Origin of the sequence: Kordiimonas aquimaris, assembly GCF_025574485.1 — a bacterium.
GTDB classification, from domain to species: Bacteria; Pseudomonadota; Alphaproteobacteria; order Sphingomonadales; family Kordiimonadaceae; genus Kordiimonas; species Kordiimonas aquimaris.
On sequence record NZ_JAOBPO010000004.1, the window covers coordinates 266,311 to 285,866 of the forward strand.

Here is a 19,556-nt window from a genome sequence, read left to right on the forward strand (position 1 = left end):
CTCGGGTGGCCGTTTTGTTTTAAAAGCGTCCAAATGGCATGGATGCAGGGCGTTGTAGCCAGTTGTTTTCAGGGTAGTGCGCCGCACCGTCTATCACATGTAGTGTATAGGCGTGTCTTGACTTGCTTGACCTATTGGCCCGCGACATGTGCGGTAACAATCCACCAAATACCAATACAGTTCCTTTAGGGGCGAGAAGGGGAACACACTTGTCCTCTTCATACGGCGTATCATCCAATACTTCTGTTCGCGTTTGTGTGCCTTCACGAATGAAGAGTGACTTGGGTTGATCGCCTAAATGCCCTCCTGGTATCCCCCAGAGACAACCATTTTCTTCTGTTGCATCCTCAAGGGCTACCCAAAAGCCAAGACATGAATTTGGTTCTGTGCGAATAAATGTTGCGTCCTGATGGCAGCCAACTTCACCGCCAATCTCGGGTTGCTTGAATATATACATGGACTGCGCAAGTCTTGGGTCAACAAGACCAAGTTCTGTAGCAATGGTCTTAAAGGCAGGTTGCCGTGCAAAGCCCGCAAAAATGTCATCGGTGTCATGCATTGCATGCCCAACTTTGTTAATTGCCTCTGGCAGTGGGCGCGTGAGTTGACCATTGTTATCAAAGGCTTCTTCTTCGAAAAAGAAGCGTGTTTGGTGGCCTGATGATAAGAAATAATCGTCTTGTGCATGTGCTTCGCTCTTTGTTGAAAACACGGTGCTGTGTTCAGATGCATCAAAAGACTGCATCATGGTGTTCATATGTAGTCTTAGTCTGTCGCAGTCTTGGTGGCTAACCAGCTCGTCCAAAACCAAGACACCGTTTGTAGTGAAGGCTTTGTGCATTTCCGTTGTTAAACCGCTGAAAGCAGTAGCATTAAAACGGGGTATCATGGTGATCTCCGAAAGGTTGCCCGCCGATTAGACGTTTGTCTGACGGAGGTTGATTAAGGCAAACCTTTGATGCGAATAATCAATCATAGCATAAATGATCGGTCAAGCCTTGCTGTCGCCGCGGGAGCGGGTTACTCATATGATTGATTGTGTGATGGAGGTTTGTCCCAGTGTCTTTGTTTGAATATATCGTTATCGGCGGTATCGCGGTTGCGTTGTTGATTAGCCTAGTTGTTCTGTTCCGACTGGCAGGCCTATCGCGCAATATGAACGGCTCAGAGGTTGATCAAAGACTGGTTGAAATCCAAACATTGCTCTCACACTTCTCCCGCCAAGCAGATGAACGGGAAAAGACGATACGCAGCGAGTTTAAAGACAACCGCGAAGAGGTAGCCAAGTCTATCAATCACTTATCCGATACGGTACGCAAGTTGGGCCATGATCAAGCTAATCAGCAGGAGCAATTTCGCACCAAACTTGATGAGAAGATGAAGGAACTTCGCGCAGAAAACAGTCAAAAGCTGGATGAGATGCGCAAGACTGTTGACGAAAAACTGCAGACGACGCTTGAGCGCCGTTTGAGCGAAAGTTTCAAAACGGTGTCTGAACGGCTAGAGGCTGTGCAACGCGGACTCGGCGAAATGCAAAACCTTGCAACGGGTGTTGGCGACCTGAAGCGGGTTCTAACCAATGTGAAATCACGCGGTACGTTTGGGGAGGTTCAGCTAGACCTTCTTATTCAGGATGTATTGACGCCGAACCAATATGTAGAAAATTATGATTGTGGTAAACCGTCTGGTCAGCAGCGCGTTGAATACGGCATTCGTATGCCAGGCACTGAAGGTGAAGTATATCTGCCAATAGATGCGAAGTTTCCTACTGAAGATTATGAGCGATTGCTGTCAGCTGTCGAGGCCGGAGATGTTGATGCTATCGCCACCACGCAAAAAACGTTAATGAACCGCATACGTGGTTTTGCAAAAGATATTTCGACAAAATATATCAATCCTCCATACACGACAACAACGGCAATTCTGTTTTTACCGACAGAAGGTTTGTATGCCGAGTTGCTTCGTAGCCCAGGTTTTGTTGAGAATTTACAGCGTGATTTTAACATCACTGTCACAGGGCCTACAAATTTTCAGGTGTTATTGACCACATTCCGAATGGGATATCAGCAAATGGCAATGCAGGAGCATGCAGCGGAAGTATGGAAAGTGCTGGGCGCTGTGAAAAGTGAGTTTGGGAAATACGGTGAACAAATCAACCTTATGGGTAAAAATGTTAAAGCGCTCGAAAATCATATCGATAAACTGGAGACGCGGAAAAACGTTATGCTGCGTGCCCTTAAAACTGTTGACGAAATTGAAGACAGCGCTGCCAATGAACTGCTTGAGTAGTAACTCAGGCTGGGGTCGACAGATAACTTCCGGCGTATTTCCTGAATTTTCAAAATTCAATTGTGGCAGCTTTTTGACAGTCTTTGCGGCGAAGCGTGCGTGAAATGCGCTGGGTGCTATTGAACTCATTGAGGGCACTCCCTAAATTAAGGGTGTAGCAACGAAATAAGCTTGAAAACAAGCAGCGGCTACAAAGCGAGATAAAACCAAACGACAGTAACCGAACCTTTAAACAAAAATAAAATGTGGGTTCAAAATGCGAGGACAGAAAAATGTTTACCAATTTTATTGATGGTGCCGCAACGGGCACCGCTGACCTACCTGAAGCAGATAGGCATGTCAGTAAGCCAACTGCACGGTCACGGCGCCATCGCCGTCGGGCAGAACGCAGCCGTCGCCATTTGATCGCGGCATAAATTCAGTTTGGGTCTGCACTCGCACGATAAGCCTCGGCTTAACTCTTATAGCCCTATAACGATTGCAGATTCTGGCCGGGTTTATGTGTGAACCACGCCCCTGACCCTAGCCCCTAGTGTCCGCATGTGGCCCGGCCTTCTTATTAACCACCGCCTGAAGAACATAATAGTTTTGGTTAGGCGTAACGAAGTGAAAATCATAGCGGCTGCTGCCATAAAACGTTCATGTTTCATGGATACAAGAACGCCGCTACAGAAGAATCGGGTAGGTACCCCATCAAAGAAAGTGCCTATCTGTGTAGTACTGAGTATGTCCCTTCTCCCAAGGGGATTTCGATGAACCACCCAAGCAAAAGGCATCCCTCCCAAGGATGCCTTTTAGCGTATTAACGTTTATCTTATTTGAACTGCGGCGTTAAAAACCATCGATCATATGATGAATAGCTTGGTGCTTTTTCAAATTTTGCTGTGATCGATATGCAATCAGGGTCATCTGCGACGGTGTCGCGGTATTCGTCGTACGTCTGTTCGGTCTCAAAGCTGAAAATCGCGAAAGCTGTGTTTGCTTCACCTTCTATTCCTAATCCACCAAAACTAAAACTGGCACTAGGTATCTTCGCTTTTTCACTTTTTACTGGTGGGTAGAAATATCCGTGATGAATACCACCGTATTTTTTTACGAGTGCAATCCATGCTGTTCCATATTCTTTGAAATCATCCAATCTTTCAGGGATTACTGTGTACTTAACAATGCATGTAAACATGAATGCCTCTTGTTGCGCGGGGGTTTTGTTGTTGTAATAATCGTTGATTTTATTTTTTAAACTAAACACAATTATTTATAAGAGGAAGGCTTGTATACGCTGAGAAAGTACCTACATTAATTACATAATAAAATCGCAAAAATGCGAAGAGGATAATAAAAATGAACGACAGCAGCAATAAACCAGTCCCGTACGGTGTAACTAAAGCAGAAGTGCGCAGACAACGGGAATATTATTCAGCACCTCAAGCTCGCACGAGTATGGGCCTGTTTTCTGGTGTTAGAAAACTCTTCAGTTAAAAACTGTAAACGGTAACTTATTAGCGCATAACTTCCGCGCGGAGGTTGCGCTTTGCCGCTTTGGCGTTGTCGTTCCTAAGCGCACGCACTTCAGCAGTGTTGTAGTTAGTGGCACGGGTTAAGGCACCTATACGCGATTTAATACCGAACACAGCGAACGGCAACAGAAGCCAGCTTATTAGCAATAAGCCTGAAACAACCATGATTGCAATGGCAATCGCCATGTCCGTTCCGCCAGCATTAAACATGGTGGTGAGCCATTTTATAGTGTCGTCCATATTCCACCCTTTGTGATTCGAATAGCTAAAATAAGATGAAAACTTTAACTAAAGGTTAGCCTTGAAATTGCTTAACCATGGCAGCCACATTTGCTTAATACTGCAATGTCAGTATCATAATGAACAATTCAGCAATTGAGGGTTGTTCATGAAACATGTAATGGCGATTTGTTTTATGTTTTTGGTAACCGCATGTGCATCTGGTTATGCACCTGGTGAGTATGTACCGATTACTGTTGGTGATATAAAAGGTTCGTTCAATGATGATTTAGACGCTTGTTATGATGCGCATAAATCGTTTGTTGGGCCACGACCTGATTACCGTGCAAGTGTTAACGAATGCCTGCAAAAGCAAGGTCACTTACTGGATGTAGCAGCAAGCAATGCTAAATATGAAGCGATTGAAGCCGAACGTAAAAAGCGACTGACTGACAAAGCAAAAAAGTCGGGCGGTTACTGAAGGTTAATCAAGTTTTTCAATTTGCCTGAGCGATTGTATAACAAGGCGTTTTACGCGTTCAATTTCAAGTTTGGCCTTGATCGCAGATCGTCCTTGTTTTTTCCAATCCAGAAACACCAACCAGCGTCGCAATTGCTGATAGAGTAATGAGAACCATAGAGCTGATGCGTCGCAGCGCATATAGTCTGCACCGTAACCTTGCGCAAATGTATGAAACAGTGGTGTAGGGTCGTCTTCATTCATTAGTACTGAACGCTTCAATGCAAACGGTGAATTGATGCCCAGATATGTCAGTATTCGCGCAACATCTTCATATATTGTGCCATACCGAACCCCCCATATATCAATGCCAACAGCGTCGTTATCTTTAATGAGTATGTTGGTGGGAGTGAAGTCGCCGTGAAGTTTGGCGTGCGGCGCTAATACCGAGTTTGTACTGGCGATGGTTTTAAGGCGTTCATAAGCGCTTTTGAATAAGGCGCTATCTCTCATATCCACAGCACTTGCAGGACTTTGTTCAAGCCTGTTTTCTATTTGGTTGCAAAGCGCTGTGGCATCAAATGGCTTGTTCTCGATACCGCTATTTTCATGAAAACGGCGCAACCACTGTGCGGCAGACTTAACATACGCCAGCTTGTCCTCGCTTGAAAAAGCACTGCGCCACAAGGCATTTCGCAGTGGTGGTGCGTCTACCCAGTCCATTACGATAGCATTAACATCTGGCAAGAAAGCATGCGCACGCGGCGCATTAATCGCGGCACTGCCACTTGTTCTTTCTAACTGTTGTAGCGCTTCATACTGATTTTGCGGACCACGCGCGTTGGTTTTGCCGTCGCGGTAAACTTTAAGCGCTAAAGTATGTGTGTCTTGATTATTGGTAATTTTGAAAATATTGCATTTACGTGCACGACCAATTGGCCCTGACATATGCCATGTGGCATTCGGCGCCAACCGCCTTAAGGCAGGCCCGAGTTGATCGTGCATCAATTTTACCGGTTCAGATGACATTAAAATGTTAGCCCATAAATGATGTTATCTCGTAAAACCAAGTCGCCACCATAACCTAAATGGGTCATCATGGCTTATATTTTAAGTTCATGCTCTTTCACAAACTGGTGAGTCTTGCAAGTATATCGCGGTATTTTACGATAATGGATATGTGAAAATGGCAAATAGTGCGGGTCCAATGTTACCTAATTACGAATATGAGCAGGCGCTAAAAATTGAGATTGGAGAACACCTTGGTGATGTCGAAACATCAATGGTTTGCGGTGTTGATGAGGTTGGGCGAGGACCATTAGCTGGCCCTGTCGTTGCTGCCGCCGTTATTCTGGACCCAGAAAATATACCCGACGGTTTGAATGACAGTAAAAAGCTAACTCAAAAACGCCGTGAAGCTTTGTTTGATATTATCCATGAGCATGCAATTGCAGTATGTATTGCGGAAGCCTCAGTTTCCGAAATTGATGAAATCAACATATTGCAAGCATCCATGCTTGCGATGCGGCGTGCTGTTGATGGTTTGAGCATAAAACCACAAGGTGCTTTGGTGGATGGTAACCGTGACCCTGATTTGGGTGATTTGCGAACCAAAACACTTGTTAAAGGAGATGCAAAGTCTCTTTCCATTGCTGCGGCGAGCATTATCGCAAAAGTTTTTCGTGATCGTTTGATGGCTGGATTGGATAGAATAGAACCTGCTTACGGATGGGTGCAAAACGCAGGATATGGTGTCCCCAAACATTTGGATGCACTAAAGCTTGTAGGTGTTAGCGTTCATCATCGCCGATCATTTAAGCCGATTCGAGATATTTTAGATGAAGAATAAAGCACAACTTATTGATTCATAGAAAAGAATCGCTTGACCTCGATTCGATTTCGACTCATGATTCTATCCGAATTAACCGGAAATATCTTTAAAATCAGGCTTCAAAAGAGGCCATTCCGGTGCATAGGGACGGAGAGAATTAATGGTAAAAGCGTCGAAGCCGGCGGCTAAAAGCCGTGCGAAATCTGCTGTGAAATCAGCAGCAACGGGCACACTTAAAAACAAACTAAATCGCATTATTCAAGGTGACAGCATCGAGGTAATGAATGCGCTGCCGGAAAAATCAGTTGATGTGATTTTTGCAGACCCACCATACAACATGCAGCTGAAGGATACTTTGGCGCGGCCTGACAACAGCAAGGTCGATGGCGTGCATGATGCTTGGGATAAATTTGCCAGTTTTAATGCCTACGATGAGTTTACATATAAATGGCTCACTGCTGCCAAGCGTGTTCTGAAAGATACAGGCACTATTTGGGTGATCGGCTCTTACCATAACATTTTCCGTGTTGGTACAGCGCTTCAAAACCTTGAGTACTGGGTGTTGAACGATGTTATCTGGCGTAAGACAAACCCGATGCCAAACTTCCGTGGCACGCGTTTTACCAATGCGCACGAAACACTGATTTGGGCGGCTAAATCGGCAGACAAAGGCGGCTATACGTTTAACTACAATGCCATGAAGGCAATGAATGAAGATACGCAAATGCGTTCTGACTGGACATTGCCAATATGCTCAGGTCATGAGCGTTTGAAGTCAGGTGACAAAAAAGCACATGCTACACAAAAACCTGAATCGCTACTGTACAGAGTGTTGATGTCTTCTACCAAACCGGGGGATGTTGTTCTTGATCCATTCTTTGGTACAGGCACGACAGGCGCTGTCGCTAAAAAGCTTGGTCGTAATTACATTGGTATCGAACGTGAAGGTGCGTACATCAAGGTGGCGAGGGAGCGTATTGCTGCTGTTGAAGAGCTGGATAACGAAGCACTTGGTTACACAGAAAGTAAACGTAGTGCGCCGCGCGTGCCATTTGGCACCATTGTTGAGCGCGGTATGATTCAGCCCGGTACAACACTGTATGATAGTCGCCGCAACCATGCAGCGCGTGTACGTACTGATGGCACGCTTATAGCTGGTGAAGGTAAGGGTTCTATTCATCAGGTTGGTGCCAGTGTTCAAGGTGCGCCAGCCTGTAACGGATGGACTTTCTGGCATATTGAGACCAAAGGTCAGCTTGTACCAATTGATGTGTTTCGCCAGCAAGTAAGGGCAGAAATGCATTAAGACAATTCCAAGAGCCTGAAGCGTTAGTTTTAGGCTCCTCCGTTGGCGCTCCTCTTGCCCGAGAGGGGCGCCTTTTTTGTGTAAGTAAGCCTATCGTAAATTAGTGTACTAACACAACTATAGATTGGTCTTTTCGCTAACTGGTTATTAACTAAATTAGTGCATTTTGATTGTGGGGGTCAAATGGAAAGGTTTCAGTTGTGTTTGACTCGTTTTTACAGCGCTTACCAAGTAACTCAGAAAAAATCAGCCGTGGTGCCAGTAGAGGAAGTCGATTTAACTCTACTGAGATGGAGCTTATTCTAGCGGCTCTTGATAAATCACAGGCAGTTATCCAATTTGACGTTAACGGTAACATTCTGAATGCAAATGAAAACTTCTTGCAAACCCTTGGTTACACGTTGACAGAAGTTGTTGGAAACCATCATAGCATGTTTGTTGAGCAAGGTTATGAAAGTAGCAATGAATATAAGGATTTCTGGGCAACACTGAGAAAAGGTGAATTTCAGGCAGCCAGATACAAGCGTATCGGTAAAGGTAATAAAGAAGTATGGATACGAGCTTCTTACAACCCCATTTTGGATAAAAATGGCAATGTTATTAAGATCATTAAATTTGCCACTGATATAACTCAGCAGGTATTGGAGAATGCGGATTTTGATGGCCAAATAAAAGCTATTAATAAAGTGCAGGCTATTATCGAATTTGAATTAGACGGTACGATTTTGAACGCTAATGAGAACTTCCTGAATACGGTGGGTTATTCTTTGGGTGAAATTAAAGGCCAACATCATCGTATGTTTGTTGAGCCTGAACTTGCAGCCAGTCAAGAATATGCTAAATTTTGGCAAGACTTGGCCATAGGAAAATTCCAGGCGGCGCAGTATAAACGCCTTGGCAAAGGTGGTCGTGAAGTATGGATACAAGCATCCTATAACCCAATCTTTGATCCAAGTGGTAAGCCATTTAAGATCGTAAAATATGCAACGGATATTACGGAACAGATAATTCAAACTGCTGATTTCAGTGGTCAGATTTCAGCTATTGGAAAAGCGCAGGCAGTTATCGAGTTTGAGCTGGATGGTACAATTATGAACGCCAACGAGAACTTTCTGAATGCGGTGGGTTATTCTTTGAGTGAGATCAAAGGGCAACATCACCGTATGTTTGTTGACGGTAACTATGCCAACAGCGCCGAGTATAAGAATTTCTGGGAAAAGCTTGGGCACGGTGAGTTCGATGCTGCTGAATACAAGCGCATTAGGAAAAATGGTGATGAAATATGGATACAAGCATCCTATAATCCGATCTTTGATCCTGATGGCAAGCCGTTCAAGGTTGTAAAGTATGCAACGGATATTACTGCACAAGTTGTGGCTCGTGAAAAGGCAAGTCGAGTCGGCGCATAGATCGACGAAAAGCTGGAAGCAATTCTGACTGCAGTAAATGAAGCGGGTCAACAAACGGATGGTGCATCGTCAGCGTCGGGACAAACGCTGCAAACAGTCCAATCAGTGGCTGCTGCGGCAGAGGAGTTTCAGTCCTCTGCGCAAGAGATCGCTCGGAGCATGGAATCTTCACGCCTTGATGTAGGTCGGGCCATGGAAGAAGCGACTGAAGCAGATCAGTCAACACAGCAATTGTCAGATGCGGCACTCGCTATGAATAACATCGTGGAGGTTATCAATGATATTGCGGGTCAGATTAACCTGCTTGCGCTGAATGCCACAATCGAAAGTGCAAGAGCGGGGGAAGCTGGTAAAGGTTTTGCCGTAGTAGCCAGCGAGGTTAAGTCACTCGCTAATCAAGTGGCAAGTGCAACAACTCAAATCTCGACAGAGATTAATGGTATGCAAGACATCAGCAGCCAAGTTGTGTCTGGCCTGAAAAGCATTAAAGGCGCTGTTGCGTCGGTTGAAGAAAGTGTGACAACTGTTGCCAGCGCGGTGGAAGAACAAGTGGCGACTTCTCAGGAAATTACAACGAGCATGCAAGCGGCTACCTCAGCGGTCGATGCAATCAACACCAATTTAGGCTCTGTTTCCAGCGCTGTACAGAGTGCCAACGAATTTGCTCAGGAAGGTACAGAATTGTATCGGTCCCTCAGCGCCTCATAAAAGCGTGAGATAATGGGCCTCATTCTACTTGAAAAACAACCCCATATACCTGATTAAAGTAGCTTAGGTATTTGGGGAGTAGAAGAATGGCGATAAAGCGTGTTTGGCATGGGTGGACCACCTTAGAAAATGCTGACCTTTACGAGCAAACGCTGCGTGAGCATGTCGCACCTTCTATTGCGGCAAGTAATATATCAGGATATCAAGGTATTGAGTTACTGCGTGTGGCAGACCCTGTTCAAGGTGAAGTCGCATTCATAACAATCATGACATTTAACTCTCTTGAAAACGTAATCGCTTTTCAAGGTGATGATTACACGCGCGCTCACGTGCCAGGTGTAGCGCAAAAAGTTCTGAAGCGGTGGGATGAACACGCTGTGCACTATGAAGTGCGTGACGTGAATTGAGTGTGGGTAATTGGAGGTAAGTATCATGTTGAAAAAAATAGCACTGATTATAACCTTTACCCTTACCTTGCATACTGTTGTTGTCGCGCAAAATGGTGGCCTTGTTGAACGGCTGACCAACAGTTATGAGCAAACTCAAGATCTTGCTATTGCCTACCATTTGGCGCGGATTACTTTTGCGCTTGAACAATATTCTGAGACAGTAAAATGGTTGTCCGTCCTCCAGAAATCTGATTGGAAGATGGGCATTGATGCGCCTGATTTTACAGCTAAGCACCTAACATCAGACACATCGGTATTATCTGAAATACAAACACTGGTTAAAGCATTGAATGCGACAAGAATTCCGCAGTCAGATACAGGTATGGTGTCACACGCGATGCGCATAGACGACCCGATGCTTGTTCCTGAGAATATTGCTTATGACAGTGAAAAAGGCGTGCTTTACGCAGGCAGTCTTGTTGAGCCGCGCATTGTGCGCGTGCACATGAATAATGCGTCAATGAATGACGATATGCCGTTGGCAGACAATGTTAACTGGGGCGTCATTTATGGTATGAAATACCATGATGAACGGCGTGAGCTTTGGGTTCTGCATAACCGGCGAGATGGTGCGCTGCTACGTGGTGCCTTGACCGTTCTGAACGATGACGGCCAAGCCGTTAAAACCTATAAAACATCAGGTGAACAGCCGGTTGAGCTCAATGACCTGTGTTTTACCAGAGAGAATGTTTATATCACGGATAGTACCGCCAGTAAGATATATAAAGGCAGTGTAAATAGTGATGTTCTGGCACTCTTCTATGCAGACACAGATATAAACTATCCTAATGGTATTGCATGTGATGAAGGTACAGACACAATCTTTGTATCCGATTCTCGCGGTGTGAGCACTTTGAAGAAAGAGAACCCTGTTAATCATCAACGTTTGATTAGCGCTAAAGGGGTGTCTTTCGGTGGAATCGATGGCCTGTATTTAAGCAATGAAACACTGGTTGGCGTGCAAAACTACCTGGGTATTCTCAAGGTGTTAACACTGGATATTTCAGAAGCACCGAAAACCAGCGATGTGAAAGCATTTGATGTGGACAGGCCTGAGTTTCGCGTGCCAACAACGGGGTTTGTGCATAAAGGGTGTCTTTATTACATCGCGAATTCTTCATTGGATGCCATTGGGCAGGATGGTTCTATTGATCCTGATGCTGAACAGCCGAAACCAGCTAAGGTGATTGCTTTAAATATCGCGCCAGGTGGTAGCCAGTGTCTTATGTGACGCGTTCAATGCATTAAGGGTACGCTTAGGTAATCAATTTTACCATTTTGCTGAAAACGGTCGGTAAGCCGACGCTGTTTATACTTTTGGCAGGATGCCAAAAGCCATTTTCAATATTTAACTTATCGCTAACTGTCGCAACTACGATTTGTGTTTCGAGCCGGAAATGCGTGAAAGTATGCGTGGTCACATCTTCTATCAAATTCCATTCAATGGTTGTAGGGCTATGTTCTGGCCATTCATCGGGTTGAGGGAAGTTATTGCGTTCTACCCAAGGCGTTGAAAACAAACCAGGCATTCCGCCTAGCAAGCCTTTGTTTGGTCTGCGTTCAAGCAGAATGTCACCGTTGTACATGAGCCAAAAGCTGACAGCTCGCCGTGTTGGCAGGGCCTTCTTTGGTTTTTTCCGTGGATACGCTTCCATATCGCCAGTTTTGGCTGCACTGCAAAACTTCTGTATTGGGCATAGCAAGCATTTTGGTGATTTTGGTGTACATATCATCGCCCCCAAATCCATCATTGCTTGGGCAAAGTCGCCTGCGCGTTCTGTTGGGGTGATCAAGTCTGTTGCTGCTTTGATGGGCTTTTTAGCCTGTGGTAAAAACGCTTCGATGCGATTTAGTCGTGAAACGACGCGTTCAATATTACCGTCCACAACGACAGCGCGTTGACCAAAGGCAATGGAGGCAATCGCTGCTGCGGTATAGTCTCCTATACCTGGCAGTTTACGCAGTGTGTTCTCGTCAGCAGGGAATTCTCCAGCGAACTCTGTCGCTACAACATTGGCGCATTTATGTAAGTTGCGTGCTCGGGCATAATAACCAAGCCCCGCCCATTCTTTGAGTACTTCTTCAACAGGCGCTGCCGCTAATGCTTCAAGAGTTGGCCATAGTTTTGTGAATTTTTCAAAGTATGCTTTCACCGTGGCAACCGTGGTTTGTTGCAACATGATTTCTGACAACCAGACATGGTATGAATTTGCAGTCGTACCGGGGGCTGCACGCCATGGAAGGTGCCGCCGCTCTGTGTCATACCAGTTCAAAAGATGTTGTGAAATTTCCTGCATCTGGTTCATGAACACTAGTCAAGAGAGAGGGTCAAGTATCAACCTTGTATTTAATATATATATTTATGCTACATGGCGTGTTTGATCACAAGCTATTGAAAGGCAGTCTTTGCGGTTGCGGTGTTGCTTACATTACATTAGCAAGAATACAGACTTTAGGGAAAAAAGGCATCAAATGGCCAAGGCACCAGCCAAAAAAAGCACTGCTCCATCAAAGCGAAAAGGTCGTACGACCAAGCTTGCGCGTAGTGCTACGGCGCTTATTTCACCAGCGATGCGTGCAAAAGGTTTTGCTGAAGCAGAAGTGGTGACTAAATGGGCACGTATTGTTGGCCCTGATCTGGCGAGGACAACTATACCGCTGCGCCTTGCCTTTCCGCGTGGTAAGCGTGCAGGCGCCACATTGCATGTTAGAGCTGAATCAGCGTTTGCGCCAATACTGCAACAACGCACCAATTTTATTATTGAGTTGGTAAATCGGTATTTTGGTTACGGTGCTGTGGAACGTATTCAGGTTAAGCAAGGCCCTCTTAATATTGCCGTATTGCCGAAACAAAAAGAAAAGAAACCGCTTGAGCCGCGGGCTAAAAAAACACTTGATGGCATAGTGGGTACCAATGACCTTAGCCCCTTGCAGCTTGCTGTAAAGAGTTTGGGTGAATATGTAATGTCGCCAAATCAAAAGAACGATAAGAACAAATAGATAAAGGAATGGTCATGAGAATATTTGCAGCCTGTAGACAGGCGATTGTGCTTATATGCTTCTCTGTGGTTGCTGTTACGCTTGCGGTTGCCGCGCATGCACAGCAACTATCAACACCTGAAACAATCCCTGACCGCGAAGGTGTGTGGGGTGATATTGTATACGGTGACCCGTCAGCCCGTGTTGAGCTTATCGAATATGGTTCTTTAACATGCCCGCATTGTGCCAGTTTCTCTGCCGAGGTATTACCTCGCCTGCAGGAAGATTTTATCAAAAACGGTAAGCTACGATTTGTTTTCCGGAATTTTGTGCGAGACCGTTACGATCTGGCTGCTGCTGTTGCGAGTCGTTGTTTGTCATCGGAGGACGCAACAAAACGCACTTTGAAAGCACTATTTGCTGAACAGCAAGATTGGTTGCAGGCACAAAACCCTTTTGCGGCAATTGCAGAAATTGCAGGACGAGAAGGATTGGACCAAGAAGAATTTAGCAGTTGCTTGTCAGAACAGAGCGTCCGTAAACATATTGTGGAAATGACTCAAAACGGCGCAAAGCTATATGATATCAAGGGTATTCCCACATTGGTTCTAAACGGTACATCGTTTGGATTTAACGGATACGATGCACTTAAGGAGCGCATAAACCAAGCGATTGCGAAAATTGAACAATAAACCATTGCTTGGCTATCAATAGGCGCAATACGCGGTAAAACTGTCATTATCAAAAAATGACTCGTATCCCTGTTTCAATCGGGTTAAACACAATATCTAGTATGTGAGGGTTCAATGAGCTACCAGAATTATTTTCAGAGTATGAAGTTTGCAGCGTTGGCTGCTGTCTTTGCGGTTTTGTCTGCATGTAGTGGTGGTGACGATGCCGCTAACAATGGATCTAGCGATACCGGCACGTTATCAGCTGACACGGGGACGGAAATCCCTGAAGGCGTATCAAATGCTGAAGGCACGTGGGGGGATATCGTTTACGGTGATCCAAATGCGCCAGTTGAAATTATAGAATATGCCTCTTTAACTTGCCCGCATTGTGCTAGTTTTGCGACACAGATCTTCCCTAAGATCAAAGAATCTTACATCGATACAGGCAAGGTAAAGTTTGTATACCGCAACTTCATTATGAATAAGTACGACATGGCTGCTTCTGTTGTGGCGCGCTGTAAATCGCCAGAAATAGCAAAGCGTTTGATGTCTGTGTTTTTTGCACAGCAAAATAACTGGGCGCGTTCGGAAGATCCGGCTGGTGCATTGGCTGCTCTCGCGCGCCGTGCTGGTGGTATAAGCCGGACTCAGTTTGATCGCTGTGTCTCTGATCAGGATATGCAGAAACATCTGGTTAAAATGACGCAAGATGGTTCAACACGCTACAAAGTTAATGCGACACCAACTATTATTTTAAACGGTGATAAAGTTGATAATTATGGCTTGGAAAATCTTCAAACATTGATTGAAGCTGAGCAATAAGAAGCGTTGTTTGCGCAATAATAATGGGATTTGTCCAGTGATAGTGTGGCTTATGGGGATAAGCCACATGTAAGAAATAGAAAGCTGGGCATCTAGGGGGAGTTAAAAGGCTTTATGCGGTTTTCGCGGTTGCGGCTTTCGGGCTTCAAATCTTTTGTTGATCCAACCGAGTTACACATCGAGCCCGGACTAACTGGCGTCGTTGGCCCAAACGGCTGCGGAAAATCAAACCTCCTTGAAGCGATCCGTTGGGTTATGGGCGAAAACCGCGCTAAGTCCTTGCGTGGCTCTGGTATGGATGATGTCATCTTTGCGGGTACAGATCGGCGTCCTGCGCGTAATATGGCTGAAGTTACTCTCGTTATTGATAATTTCGACCGTACCGCTCCTGCCGATTATAATGAAAATGACCTGATTGAAGTTACGCGCCGCATAGAGCGCGAGTCTGGCTCTGCATATCGTATTAATGGCAAAGATGTGCGTCAAAAGGATGTGCAGCTTTTATTCGCTGATGCTGCAACAGGTGCGCATTCACCGGCGCTGGTTAGCCAGGGGCGTATTGGTAGTCTGATTAATGCTAAGCCACAGGACCGACGCGCCATTCTTGAAGAAGCTGCGGGCATTTCTGGATTGCACACGAGACGCAAAGAGGCTGAGAGCCGGTTACGCGGTGCGGAAAATAATCTCGTACGCGTTCAGGATGTTATCCAGGGCATGGAAAGCCAGATCGCAAGCTTGAAACGTCAGGCGCGCCAAGCCGTTAGGTACCGCAATATTTCTGGTGATATTCGTAAAGCTGAAGCGAGTTTGCTTTATCTGCGCTGGAAACTGGCTTCGGAAGAAGTAATTCGCCTTGAAAGCGGTTTGCGTGATGCTGAAAAGCTGGCTGGTGGGGTTGTTGAGCAGGTTACCCGGCTTTCTGCCATGCAGGCTGAAATAGCGGCCAAATTACCGCCACTGCGGGATATAGATGTGGGCGCTGCTGCGACATTGCAGCGGTTAACAATAGCGCGTGAAAACCTTGAAGCAGAGGCTGAGCGGCGCAAAGAAACAGCTTTGGCATTGCGCGCATCTTTAGAGCAAATCACTGGTGACCGAGGCCGCGAACTTGAAATAAAAACCGATGCGAGCGCTGCTCTTGAGCGTTTGAATACCGAGAAGGATAGGCTTGTTGCGGCGCAAAATGCCGAAAAGTCTGCGGAAATTGAAGCGCGCGAAGCCCTTGATGCGGCAGTTAATGCTGCGGGTGAAGCCGAAGCAACGTTTGATCAAGTGAGTGAGCAGTCAGCAGGTGCGCGTGCACGCAGATCAAGCTTGGAAAGCGACAAACTTGCTATTGCAAGACGCGCTGAACAATTAGCTTCCGAGAAAGTGCGGCTGGAAAGTGAGTTGAATGCGTTGATGCAGAGCGATGACAGTTTGGCTGCTTTGCAACGGGCCGAAAAAACAGTGGCTGAGGAAGAAAATCGGCTGGAAACTACAGTCGCTTCACTAGAGGCAGCAGAAAAAGCTACTGTTGATGCACGGTCACGCCGGAATGAGGCCGATGCTGCACAAGCAGAATTAAACGGTCACGTTAAAGCTATTTTTGCTGAGGTTGAGAGCCTCAAGTCGATGTTGGAAGCTGGCCAGGATGAACAAGGCCGACCTGTCTCAGATCAATTAAGCGCGAAACGTGGTTTTGAAAAAGCAGTTGGTGCTGTACTTGGTGAGGACGCAGAAGCAAGTCTGGACGAAGCCGCAACCCGGTTTTGGAAAGACTTGGGTAAGCTTGGGCAGATAACCTGGCCTGATAATGTTCAACCATTATCGGATCATATTGATGCTCCTGATGCGCTTGGTCGTGTTTTTGCCGCTACCGCTGTTGTTGAAAGTGATGCCCAAGGGGACGCTTTGGCGCCCCAGCTCTCACCCGGGCAAAGTTTGGTAAGCCTTAGTGGCTCATTGTGGCGCTGGGATGGGTACACCGCCAGAGCAGATGCACCAACGCAAGCGGCACTAAAGCTTGAACAAAAAAACCGCTTAGCAGGCTTGTCGAAAGACCTAAAAAAGGCAGAAGCACGGGCAAATGACATGGTGATTGCGGCACAAGCTGCAGAACAAGCGCACACCGCGGCGAGAGAAGCCGAGCAAGCTCAAAGACAATTGAGGCAAGACGCTGAACGTGCTGTTGCAGAAGCACGACGCGCATTTGTCGCCGCAGAGCAAGAGGCAAGCCGGCGCACAAGCAAAGCATCCATACTGAAAGAAACCATGGCTCGTTTGGCAAGTGAAACGTCAGAAGTAGACACGCGTCTGGCCGATATTGCTGAGAGCATTGAAAGCTTGCCTGCTATGGATGATCTTGAAGAGCAGTTACAGGCTGCGCGCGCCAAGGTAGAATCGTTGCGTGCTGATTTGTCATCGGCCCGCTCACGCTATGACGGATTACGCCGTGAAGCTGACGCGCGTAATGACCGCCTGACAGCCATTACGACAGAAAGTGGTGCGTGGGAACTGCGGGTTTCCAGTGCTGTCAAGCAATTGGCGCAGCTTGACGAACGTGAAACTTCTGCGAAACAACAATTGGCTGCTGTTGAAGCGGGACCAGATGATTTGATTCGCCAACGTGATGCTTTGCTGGACCAGATAGGTAAAGCAGAAGCCGCGCGTGCAGAAAGTAGCGATACCCTGATGCGCGCTGAAGCTGAGTTAGCTGAAAAAGACAAAGCTCTGAAAGATATCCAGGAAGCGCAAGCAAACACCAGAGAGCTGCAAATCCGTGCGGAAGCTGCTGTTGAAAATGCGACATCACGACGGAAAGATATTGCGGCGCATATTGGGGAGCGGTTTGAATGTGCTCCTACGCAGTTACTGGAAAAAGTCGAACTCGAGTCTAGTGATAGCCTGCCTGATGCAAGCGTGCTTGAGCACAAACTTGAGAAGCTGAAACGTGAGCGTGACGGTATGGGAGCTGTCAACTTACGTGCAGACGAAGAATTGAATGAAATTCAGGAACAGATGGACCATCTGGCATCTGAACGTAATGACCTTGAAACCGCAATTGCTCGATTACGCCAAGCTATCGGCAGTCTTAACAGAGAGGGGCGCGAGCGTTTGTTGGCGGCTTTTGATATTGTTAACAATCACTTTGGTGAGCTTTTCAAAAGCTTGTTTGGCGGTGGTGAAGCGCATCTGAAACTTACAGAGTCAGATGACCCGCTGGATGCGGGCTTGGAAATATATGCCAGTCCGCCGGGCAAAAGGCTACAAGCACTGTCATTGCTATCAGGTGGAGAACAGGCATTAACTGCACTTTCGTTAATTTTCGCAGTGTTTATTACCAATCCTGCTCCTATCTGTGTTTTGGATGAGGTAGATGCCCCCCTTGATGATGCGAATGTGGAGCGATTCTGTAATTTGCTTGATGAGATGATGGACCGTACGGATACACGCTTTCTGATTGTTACGCATAATGCCGTGAGTATGGCGCGAATGAAGCGTTTGTTCGGTGTTACGATGGCTGAACGAGGAATCTCTACGCTTGTTTCCGTTGACCTAGAGCGTGCCGAGGCCCTGCGTGATGCAAGTTAATCTGTAAATCATTAAAAATATAACAATAACAAAGAGTTAACATATTTTTATTGTTCCTTGACACAGGGTAGGGGCTTCACTATGTTGCGCGTGCCTTAGGCAGAGCTTTGATTGAGTGTCATTGTGACCCGGTTAAAGCGCAATTCAGGAGATAGTTTCTGATGGGTGACACGAGAAAAAACCCTGAAGAGCCATCGTTTGATGAGCGTTTGGATCGTGCCCAGAAGAAAGCGGACGACAAGCCATCGTTTGAGAATGCGGAAGATAAATCCGGGTCTCCGATGGGGATCGCTTTCAAAATGGGAATCGAACTTGTTGTTGGTAGTGGCGTAGGTGCCTTTATCGGTTTCTGGTTCGATCGGTGGTTTGATACTAAGCCGGTATTTCTTATCGTGCTGTTGATCTTGGGTTTTGCCAGCGGGATCAGAAACGTTATTCGTGAAGCAAATAAGATGCAGGACGATAACGCTGATTGACAAGGCGAATGGAAATTGATGGCGAAGCGCAGGGCGCGTTTTGCATAAGTTAAAAGAGACAAGTGCCGTGGCTCATAGTCCTATTGACCAGTTTAAAGTTAAACCAATCGCAGAATTCCAGCTTGCTGGTATTGATGTATCCTTCACTAATAGTTCTTTGTGGATGGTTATTGTGCTCGGTTTGGTGTCAGTATTTCTTATTGGCGGCATGCGCCGCAGTTCAGTAGTACCGGGCCGCTGGCAGTCAATGGTTGAACTTGCTTACGAGTTTGTTGCTGGCATGGTACGTGACAATGTCGGCAAGGAAGGCAAGAGCTACTTCCCGTTTATCTTTACACTGTTTATGTTTGTGCTAGGTAGCAACCTGGCAGGCATGATCCCTGGCTCATTCACTGTAACCAGCCACATCGCTGTTAACTTTGCCATGGCATTGTTTGTATTTTTGGCTGTTACTGTGATTGGCTTTGTTAAAAACGGTGCAGGATACCTTAGACTGTTTGTGCCTTCAGGTGTGCCAGGTTGGTTACTGCCGTTGATTGTTTTAATTGAAATTATTTCATACTGTACGCGCCCTATCAGCCTTGCTGTACGTTTGTTTGCTAACATGCTTGCTGGCCATATTATGATGAAGGTTTTCGCAGGCTTTATTATCAGTCTTAGCGCGCTTGGTGCATTTGGTGTTTTAGGCGCTGTAGCACCATTCGCTGTAACAGTTTTGCTGACAGGCCTTGAGATTTTGGTTGCTTGCTTGCAAGCGTTTGTATTCACGATTTTGACTTGTATCTACCTGAACGATGCTATGCACCCGGGCCACTAGGCCACTGATAGATACGAGCAAATACTA

The 19,556-nt window shown here is 46.2% G+C and carries 19 protein-coding genes and 1 pseudogene; 15 read left to right on the forward strand and 5 right to left on the reverse strand.

Features of this window, described 5'->3' with window-relative positions; translation table 11 throughout:
* Positions 1-19: 19 nt before the first annotated feature.
* A complete protein-coding gene (locus OEU88_RS14285) occupies positions 20-889 on the reverse strand; it encodes a phytanoyl-CoA dioxygenase family protein (protein ID WP_262695885.1) in 870 nt (289 codons plus the stop codon).
* Between the two features lie 170 nt (positions 890-1,059).
* Here OEU88_RS14285 and OEU88_RS14290 point away from each other — a divergent pair, with 170 nt between their 5' ends.
* Both OEU88_RS14290 and OEU88_RS14295 read left to right on the forward strand, forming a co-directional pair.
* The gene (locus OEU88_RS14290) at positions 1,060-2,289 is read left to right on the forward strand and encodes a DNA recombination protein RmuC (protein ID WP_262695886.1); all 1,230 of its coding nucleotides are present in this window, start codon (positions 1,060-1,062) and stop codon (positions 2,287-2,289) included.
* A gap of 272 nt (positions 2,290-2,561) precedes the next feature.
* Positions 2,562-2,705: a hypothetical protein gene (locus tag OEU88_RS14295; protein ID WP_262695887.1), complete on the forward strand. Its 144-nt coding sequence runs from the start codon at positions 2,562-2,564 to the stop codon at positions 2,703-2,705.
* Positions 2,706-3,103: 398 nt separating this feature from the next.
* On the opposite strand, the gene OEU88_RS14300 is transcribed toward OEU88_RS14295, so the two are convergent.
* Positions 3,104-3,469 (reverse strand): NIPSNAP family protein, encoded by a 366-nt coding sequence (locus tag OEU88_RS14300; RefSeq protein ID WP_262695888.1) that lies wholly within the window; start codon positions 3,467-3,469, stop codon positions 3,104-3,106.
* Positions 3,470-3,630: 161 nt separating this feature from the next.
* Between OEU88_RS14300 and OEU88_RS14305 the strand changes: the two genes are divergently transcribed.
* On the forward strand, positions 3,631-3,768 hold the full coding sequence (locus tag OEU88_RS14305; protein WP_262695889.1) for a hypothetical protein: 138 nt from the start codon (positions 3,631-3,633) through the stop codon (positions 3,766-3,768).
* 20 nt (positions 3,769-3,788) lie between these two features.
* Here the strand turns inward: OEU88_RS14305 and OEU88_RS14310 are convergent, their stop codons facing one another.
* Positions 3,789-4,046, reverse strand: coding sequence for a hypothetical protein (locus tag OEU88_RS14310; RefSeq protein WP_262695890.1), 258 nt, complete (start codon positions 4,044-4,046; stop codon positions 3,789-3,791).
* Positions 4,047-4,194: 148 nt separating this feature from the next.
* Here OEU88_RS14310 and OEU88_RS14315 point away from each other — a divergent pair, with 148 nt between their 5' ends.
* The gene (locus OEU88_RS14315) at positions 4,195-4,506 is read left to right on the forward strand and encodes a hypothetical protein (protein ID WP_262695891.1); all 312 of its coding nucleotides are present in this window, start codon (positions 4,195-4,197) and stop codon (positions 4,504-4,506) included.
* A 3-nt stretch (positions 4,507-4,509) separates the two neighbouring features.
* On the opposite strand, the gene OEU88_RS14320 is transcribed toward OEU88_RS14315, so the two are convergent.
* A complete protein-coding gene (locus OEU88_RS14320) occupies positions 4,510-5,490 on the reverse strand; it encodes a phosphotransferase family protein (RefSeq protein WP_262695892.1) in 981 nt (326 codons plus the stop codon).
* Positions 5,491-5,671: 181 nt separating this feature from the next.
* Between OEU88_RS14320 and rnhB the strand changes: the two genes are divergently transcribed.
* The 5 genes and pseudogenes from rnhB to OEU88_RS14350 all read left to right on the forward strand — a co-directional run bounded on the left by rnhB (position 5,672) and on the right by OEU88_RS14350 (position 11,419).
* The gene (rnhB, locus tag OEU88_RS14325) at positions 5,672-6,334 is read left to right on the forward strand and encodes a ribonuclease HII (protein ID WP_262695893.1); all 663 of its coding nucleotides are present in this window, start codon (positions 5,672-5,674) and stop codon (positions 6,332-6,334) included.
* A 262-nt stretch (positions 6,335-6,596) separates the two neighbouring features.
* Complete coding sequence (locus OEU88_RS14330) at positions 6,597-7,622, forward strand: site-specific DNA-methyltransferase (protein WP_262695975.1); 1,026 nt, start codon at positions 6,597-6,599, stop codon at positions 7,620-7,622.
* Between the two features lie 290 nt (positions 7,623-7,912).
* A pseudogene (locus OEU88_RS17695) lies at positions 7,913-9,739 on the forward strand (methyl-accepting chemotaxis protein).
* An 86-nt stretch (positions 9,740-9,825) separates the two neighbouring features.
* Positions 9,826-10,146: an antibiotic biosynthesis monooxygenase family protein gene (locus tag OEU88_RS14345; protein ID WP_262695896.1), complete on the forward strand. Its 321-nt coding sequence runs from the start codon at positions 9,826-9,828 to the stop codon at positions 10,144-10,146.
* A gap of 25 nt (positions 10,147-10,171) precedes the next feature.
* Positions 10,172-11,419 (forward strand): hypothetical protein, encoded by a 1,248-nt coding sequence (locus tag OEU88_RS14350; RefSeq protein ID WP_262695897.1) that lies wholly within the window; start codon positions 10,172-10,174, stop codon positions 11,417-11,419.
* Between the two features lie 25 nt (positions 11,420-11,444).
* Here OEU88_RS14350 and mutY read toward each other — a convergent pair whose 3' ends face one another.
* A complete protein-coding gene (mutY, locus tag OEU88_RS14355; RefSeq protein ID WP_262695898.1) occupies positions 11,445-12,485 on the reverse strand; it encodes an A/G-specific adenine glycosylase in 1,041 nt (346 codons plus the stop codon).
* Positions 12,486-12,660: 175 nt separating this feature from the next.
* On the opposite strand from mutY, the gene OEU88_RS14360 reads away from it, so the two are divergent.
* From OEU88_RS14360 to OEU88_RS14385, 6 genes are all read left to right on the forward strand, one after another.
* Positions 12,661-13,188 (forward strand): DUF721 domain-containing protein, encoded by a 528-nt coding sequence (locus OEU88_RS14360; protein ID WP_262695899.1) that lies wholly within the window; start codon positions 12,661-12,663, stop codon positions 13,186-13,188.
* Positions 13,189-13,202: 14 nt separating this feature from the next.
* Positions 13,203-13,859 carry a DsbA family protein gene (locus tag OEU88_RS14365; protein WP_262695900.1) on the forward strand — a complete coding sequence of 219 codons (657 nt, stop codon included), beginning with the start codon at positions 13,203-13,205 and terminating at the stop codon, positions 13,857-13,859.
* Positions 13,860-13,973: 114 nt separating this feature from the next.
* The gene (locus OEU88_RS14370) at positions 13,974-14,663 is read left to right on the forward strand and encodes a DsbA family protein (protein ID WP_262695901.1); all 690 of its coding nucleotides are present in this window, start codon (positions 13,974-13,976) and stop codon (positions 14,661-14,663) included.
* A 114-nt stretch (positions 14,664-14,777) separates the two neighbouring features.
* Positions 14,778-18,236 carry a chromosome segregation protein SMC gene (smc, locus tag OEU88_RS14375; RefSeq protein WP_262695902.1) on the forward strand — a complete coding sequence of 1,153 codons (3,459 nt, stop codon included), beginning with the start codon at positions 14,778-14,780 and terminating at the stop codon, positions 18,234-18,236.
* A gap of 161 nt (positions 18,237-18,397) precedes the next feature.
* On the forward strand, positions 18,398-18,712 hold the full coding sequence (locus tag OEU88_RS14380; RefSeq protein WP_262695903.1) for an AtpZ/AtpI family protein: 315 nt from the start codon (positions 18,398-18,400) through the stop codon (positions 18,710-18,712).
* Between the two features lie 67 nt (positions 18,713-18,779).
* A complete protein-coding gene (locus tag OEU88_RS14385) occupies positions 18,780-19,529 on the forward strand; it encodes a F0F1 ATP synthase subunit A (protein WP_262695904.1) in 750 nt (249 codons plus the stop codon).
* Positions 19,530-19,556 lie beyond the last annotated feature (27 nt).

What these genes read in the sequence shown, in the direction of transcription:
- OEU88_RS14310 (WP_262695890.1), bottom strand. Translation starts at nt 4,046, where the DNA reads ATGGACGACACTATAAAATGGCTCACCACCATGTTTAATGCTGGCGGA.
- OEU88_RS14365 (WP_262695900.1), top strand. Translation starts at nt 13,203, where the DNA reads ATGAGAATATTTGCAGCCTGTAGACAGGCGATTGTGCTTATATGCTTC.
- OEU88_RS14305 (WP_262695889.1), top strand. Translation starts at nt 3,631, where the DNA reads ATGAACGACAGCAGCAATAAACCAGTCCCGTACGGTGTAACTAAAGCA.
- OEU88_RS14320 (WP_262695892.1), bottom strand. Translation starts at nt 5,490, where the DNA reads ATGCACGATCAACTCGGGCCTGCCTTAAGGCGGTTGGCGCCGAATGCC.
- smc (WP_262695902.1), top strand. Translation starts at nt 14,778, where the DNA reads ATGCGGTTTTCGCGGTTGCGGCTTTCGGGCTTCAAATCTTTTGTTGAT.
- OEU88_RS14330 (WP_262695975.1), top strand. Translation starts at nt 6,597, where the DNA reads ATGAATGCGCTGCCGGAAAAATCAGTTGATGTGATTTTTGCAGACCCA.
- OEU88_RS14380 (WP_262695903.1), top strand. Translation starts at nt 18,398, where the DNA reads ATGGGTGACACGAGAAAAAACCCTGAAGAGCCATCGTTTGATGAGCGT.
- OEU88_RS14295 (WP_262695887.1), top strand. Translation starts at nt 2,562, where the DNA reads ATGTTTACCAATTTTATTGATGGTGCCGCAACGGGCACCGCTGACCTA.
- rnhB (WP_262695893.1), top strand. Translation starts at nt 5,672, where the DNA reads ATGGCAAATAGTGCGGGTCCAATGTTACCTAATTACGAATATGAGCAG.
- OEU88_RS14370 (WP_262695901.1), top strand. Translation starts at nt 13,974, where the DNA reads ATGAGCTACCAGAATTATTTTCAGAGTATGAAGTTTGCAGCGTTGGCT.
- OEU88_RS14285 (WP_262695885.1), bottom strand. Translation starts at nt 889, where the DNA reads ATGATACCCCGTTTTAATGCTACTGCTTTCAGCGGTTTAACAACGGAA.
- mutY (WP_262695898.1), bottom strand. Translation starts at nt 12,485, where the DNA reads ATGCAGGAAATTTCACAACATCTTTTGAACTGGTATGACACAGAGCGG.
- OEU88_RS14345 (WP_262695896.1), top strand. Translation starts at nt 9,826, where the DNA reads ATGGCGATAAAGCGTGTTTGGCATGGGTGGACCACCTTAGAAAATGCT.
- OEU88_RS14350 (WP_262695897.1), top strand. Translation starts at nt 10,172, where the DNA reads ATGTTGAAAAAAATAGCACTGATTATAACCTTTACCCTTACCTTGCAT.
- OEU88_RS14315 (WP_262695891.1), top strand. Translation starts at nt 4,195, where the DNA reads ATGAAACATGTAATGGCGATTTGTTTTATGTTTTTGGTAACCGCATGT.
- OEU88_RS14360 (WP_262695899.1), top strand. Translation starts at nt 12,661, where the DNA reads ATGGCCAAGGCACCAGCCAAAAAAAGCACTGCTCCATCAAAGCGAAAA.
- OEU88_RS14300 (WP_262695888.1), bottom strand. Translation starts at nt 3,469, where the DNA reads ATGTTTACATGCATTGTTAAGTACACAGTAATCCCTGAAAGATTGGAT.